Consider the following 4649-nt stretch of genomic DNA (forward strand, 5'->3'; position numbering starts at 1 on the left):
CTGCTCACCCAACGCTGGCGCACCCTGCAACGCATCACCGCCAGCCCCCGCAAAACCGGCCACATCGCCCAAGCCGCACTCGTCCTCACCCACCACGAACACGGCCGAATCCACTGAGATCACCTCATTGAAATCGCGTCCACCGGGCCGGTACGGCGGAGGAGGACCGGGTTCCGCGGGGCGCGGTGCGAGGTGGGGAGTCTCGGGGCCGGAGGCGGGGGTCAGCCGACCGGCCAGGTGTGGACCGGGTCCCCGGCGTCGGCCAGGGCGATGTAGTGCTCCAGCATGGTGGTGAGGGCCGCGGGGCGGTCCGCGCCGCGTTCTTCCAGGCGGGCCACGGTTTCCCGTTGCCACGTCGCACCGTTGCGGCGGGCCAGGCAGCGCTGCTCGATCACGCCGAGGTAGCGCTCGCGGGCCTCGTCGGAGACCCCGCACGCGCGGAGGCCTTCGTGGGCCATCGGCAGCAGGCGGCGCATCACCAGCTCGTCCGGGGCCACCCAGCCGATGCCCGGCCAGTACAGGTGGGCGTCGAAACCGCTGCGGGCCCCGGCGAACAGGTTCTCCTCCGCGGCGGCGAAGGACATCTGCGTCCACAGTGGTCGGTCCTGCTCGGTGAGCGCCCGCTGCGCGCCGTAGAAGAACGCCGCGTTGGCGATGATGTCCACCACCGACGGGCCCGACGGCAGCACCCGGTTCTCGATGCGCAGGTGCGGGACCCCGTCCACCAGGTCGTAGACCGGGCGGTTCCAGCGCCAGATCGTGCCGTTGTGCAGCCGCAGCTCGGCCAGCGTCGGGGCGCGGCCCGCGTCCAGCGCGGCCACCGGGTCCTCGTCCTCCGGGTCGGGCAGCAGCGCCGGGAAGTACCGGACGTTCTCCTCGAACAGGTCGAAGATCGAGGTGATCCACCGCTCCCCGAACCACACCCGCGGCCGCACGCCCTGGTTCTTCAGCTCCTCCGGCCGGGTGTCGGTGGCCTGCAGGAACAGCGGGATCCGGGTCTCGTGCCAGAGAGCTTTGCCCAGCAGGAACGGGGAATTCGCGCCGATCGCCACCTGCACCCCGGCCAGGCACTGCGCGGCGTTCCAGTGCGGCGCGAAGTCCTCCGGGGCGACCTGCAGGTGCAGCTGGACCGAGGTGCACGCCGACTCCGGCAGGATCGAGTCGGCGTAGGAGCGCAGCCGCTCGACGTGGTAGGACTCGCCGAGCGGCTCGCCCTCCATGTCCAGCAGCATCTCCTCGCCGCGGGCCAGGAAGATCTGCTCGTTGAGCAGCGAGTAGCGCGGGTTGCGGGACAGCCAGCCGGGGTCGAAGTGGGCGCTGCGCAGCGTGGGGAGCGTGCCGATCATGACGATCTTCGCGCCCGCGTCGTGCGCCCCGGCATCGGCCCGCCGGAGCGCGGCGCGCATCCCCTCCTCCAGCTTCAGCGCGCTGTCCCCGGCCAGCACCCGGGGCTCGACGTTGAGCTCGATGTTCTGCTGGCCGAGCTCGGTGGTGAACAGCGCCGGCTCGCCGATCTTCTCCAGCACCTCGGCGTTGGACATCGACGGTTCCATGTTCCGGTCCACCAGGCACAACTCCATCTCCAGCCCCATCTGCTGGTGCGGGAAGGAGAAGTTCCCGTCGGCGAGCATCCGGGCCAGGGCGTCCAGGCCGCGCTGCATCTTGTTCCGATACCGCTGCCGGTCCACCGGCTTGAAGCCTCGGTCGTCCACGTGCCGTCCCATGCCGTCTCTCCGCTCGATCGGCAGCACGTCAGCGCCCAGCGCTGGGGAAACCACCGTGACACATCGGTACCCGCCGAACCAGCGGCCAAAACGGTGTCACCGAGCGGGGAGGCGGGTGATCACGCGGAGGCGTCGTCGAGCCGCTGCACCTCCTCCGCGGTGAGCTCCAGCTCGGCGGCGAGCAGCAGGTCGGCGAGCTGATCGGTGGTGCGGGCGCTGGCGATCGGGGCGGTGACGGTGCGTTGCACGCGCAGCCAGGACAACGCGATCGACGCCACCGGGGCGTTACGCTGCGTTGCGATCTCGTCCAGCGCGGCGAGCACCCGCAGACCGCGCTCGTGCAGGTGCGCACGAGCACCTTCCGCGCGCGGGCTGCCCGAGTCGTCCTGCGCGGTGCGGTACTTGCCGGTCAGGAAACCCTTGGCGAGGGCGTAGTACGGTGCCACGCCCAGGTTCTCCGCGGCGCAGAGGTCCGCGAGCTCGCCCTCGAACTCGTCGCGCTCCACGAGGTTGTACTTCGGCTGCAGCGCGGTGAATTCGGCAAGTCCCTCGCGGCGCGAGACCGCCAGCGCCTCGGCGAGCCGGGGCGCGGTGTAGTTCGACGCCGCGATGTAGCGGACCTTGCCCTCGCGCACCAGGGCGTCGAAGGCACCGAGGGTCTCGGCAAGCGGGATCGTCGGGTCGTCGTCGCCGTGCGCGTAGTAGAGGTCGATGTGGTCGACGCCCAGGCGGCGCAGCGAATCTTCCGCAGCCGCCTTGATGTTCGCCGCCGACAGGCCGCGGCGCTGCGGCAGCCGCCCGACCTTGGTGGCGACCACGACGTCGTCGCGGTTGCCGCGGGCGCGCAGCCACTCGCCGATGATCGTCTCGGATTCGCCGCCGGAATTGCCCGGTGCCCAGGCGGAGTACATGTCGGCGGTGTCGATGAAGTTGCCGCCCGCCGCCGCGTAGCCGTCCAGGACGGCGAAGGACTCGTCGCGGTCGGCGGTCCAGCCGAAGACGTTGCCGCCGAGGCAGATGGGGAAGACGTCGAGTGTCGTGCTGCCGAGCTGAGCCATACCCCGAACGTACTCCGGCGCGGGGAGGACCGACCGCGGCGGCGCGGCCGGGGCGGGTGCGAGAATGCGGTACGTGGCGCACGTTGTCGAGATCGATGAGGCCGACGATCCGCGGGTCGACGACTTCCGCGATCTGTCGCGCGCGGACCGCCGACCGGACCGGCCGGGCGGTCGCGGGCTGGTGATCGCCGAAGGCGTCGTGGTGGTCGAGCGGCTGCTCGCCTCGCCGTACCCGGTGCGGGCGCTGTTCGGGGTGCGCCGCCGGATCGAGGAGCTGGCCGATGCCACCGCCGCCCTCGACGTGCCCGCCTACGTGACGAGCGCCGACGTGATGGCGCAGGTCGTCGGATTCCACCTCAACCGCGGCGTGCTGGCGGTGGCCGACCGCGCCCCGGCGGTCCCGCCCGCCGAGCTGATCGGGCGGGCCCGCCGCCTGGCGGTGCTGGAGGGCATCGGCGACCACGAGAACCTGGGTGCGCTGTTCCGCAACGCCGCCGCGCTCGACCTCGACGGCGTGCTCCTGGGCGCTGGCTGCTCGGACCCGCTGTACCGGCGCAGCGTTCGGGTGTCGATGGGGCACGTGCTCCGGGTGCCGTTCGCGCACCTGGAGTCCTGGCCGGAAGATCTCAAGCTGTTGCGCGACAACGGTTTTCGGATCGTGGCGCTGACCCCGCGGGCAGACGCGAAATCTCTTCGCGACGCGGCGCTGGACGAGGGGCGGGTCGCGGTGCTGCTCGGCTCGGAAGGCCCCGGCCTCACCGAGGAGGCGATCAACGCCGCGGACCTGGCGGTGCGGATCCCGATGGCCAGCGGGGTGGACTCGCTCAACGTCGCGACGGCCGGGGCGATCGCCTTCCACGCGATGAGCGGGGTGTGATGCGCGAGTCCGGTTGGGAACTGCACGCGCGCTCCGGCCGCGCGGTCTTGGTGCGCGACGCCGACCAGGAGGTGGACCCGAGCCGCCTGCGGCTGCCCGACTCGCTGGTCGAAGCCCTGCACGAATGGGCGCACGTCGCGGAGGCGGCGCACGAGGAGGACACCGCGGCCGCGGACCGCGAGCTGATCTCCCAGCGCGGGCGCCAGCTGGCGATGCGGCTCGCCGCTGAGACCGGCGGCCAGGTCGGCTACCTCGACCCGCTCAGCGGTCGCCTCGACCGCATCGGCCGCCCGCGACCCGCGCCCCCGCACCGCTTCGCGGTCCCGGTGCCCGCGGAGGAGCCGACGCCGTGGGGCCCGGGGCTGGTGGTGAGCACCATCGTCGGGGCGATTGCGACGGTCACCCTGGTGGTGGTGACCCTCGGCCTGGCGGACGTCAGCGGTGTCCTGGCGGCGGTGGTCAACCTGGCGGTGGCGGCGGGCTTCGCCCCCTCGATCTGGCTGGGCCGCAACATCGCGGTCTGGCGCTGGGTCGCCTACGGCACGGCGGCGGGCATCGTCCTCGCCTGGCTCGTCCTCCTCCTCAGCCTCCTCGGCCCAACCCTCCCGCACGTCTGACCTCGAGGCTTTCCAACCTCGTTTTGCGTGGCGGTGCGGGTGGCGGAACCTCAGCGTCCGCCTGAGCTCCGGGTGCCCCTGACTTGTGTATGACCGATACACGGCGTCAGGGCCGTCCTCGCCGGGCGAACGCTGAGAACCCGCGGCGGTGCGAGTTGCGGGGGTGGGGTATGCGCCTGGCGGCGCATGCGAGGACCTTGGGATCGGTGCCGGTCGTTCTTCGCGGCTGCGGTCCACAGGCAGGATGCGATTTCAATGAGCCTTTTTCATCCTGATTTTTGCTGGTCAGGGTGGAGGGGCTTGGGTGTGAGTGAAGCTCCTGGTAGATGGATCGTCGACCAAGATCAACCCAGGACTGCCAGGAGCTTCGGGT

General features: G+C 71.5%; 4 protein-coding genes. 2 read left to right on the top strand and 2 right to left on the bottom strand.

The window, feature by feature from the left end; genetic code table 11:
- Positions 1-221 precede the first annotated feature (221 nt).
- Positions 222-1724: a glutamate-cysteine ligase family protein gene (locus F1721_RS34125; protein WP_150070987.1), complete on the bottom strand. Its 1503-nt coding sequence runs from the start codon at positions 1722-1724 to the stop codon at positions 222-224.
- 119 nt (positions 1725-1843) lie between these two features.
- Complete coding sequence (locus F1721_RS34130) at positions 1844-2782, bottom strand: aldo/keto reductase (RefSeq protein ID WP_150070988.1); 939 nt, start codon at positions 2780-2782, stop codon at positions 1844-1846.
- A 64-nt stretch (positions 2783-2846) separates the two neighbouring features.
- On the opposite strand from F1721_RS34130, the gene F1721_RS34135 reads away from it, so the two are divergent.
- Both F1721_RS34135 and F1721_RS34140 read left to right on the top strand, forming a co-directional pair.
- Positions 2847-3659, top strand: coding sequence for a TrmH family RNA methyltransferase (locus F1721_RS34135; RefSeq protein WP_425474431.1), 813 nt, complete (start codon positions 2847-2849; stop codon positions 3657-3659).
- Positions 3659-4276 (top strand): DUF2537 domain-containing protein, encoded by a 618-nt coding sequence (locus F1721_RS34140; protein WP_150070990.1) that lies wholly within the window; start codon positions 3659-3661, stop codon positions 4274-4276. Before F1721_RS34135 ends, F1721_RS34140 begins: the two co-directional genes overlap by 1 nt.
- Positions 4277-4649: the final 373 nt, after the last annotated feature.

Source organism: Saccharopolyspora hirsuta (genome assembly GCF_008630535.1).
In the GTDB taxonomy this organism is placed as follows: Bacteria; Actinomycetota; Actinomycetes; order Mycobacteriales; family Pseudonocardiaceae; genus Saccharopolyspora; species Saccharopolyspora hirsuta.

Coding starts and splice junctions, on each gene's coding strand:
- F1721_RS34125 (WP_150070987.1), bottom strand. CDS start 1,724: ATGGGACGGCACGTGGACGACCGAGGCTTCAAGCCGGTGGACCGGCAG.
- F1721_RS34140 (WP_150070990.1), top strand. CDS start 3,659: ATGCGCGAGTCCGGTTGGGAACTGCACGCGCGCTCCGGCCGCGCGGTC.
- F1721_RS34135 (WP_425474431.1), top strand. CDS start 2,847: ATGCGGTACGTGGCGCACGTTGTCGAGATCGATGAGGCCGACGATCCG.
- F1721_RS34130 (WP_150070988.1), bottom strand. CDS start 2,782: ATGGCTCAGCTCGGCAGCACGACACTCGACGTCTTCCCCATCTGCCTC.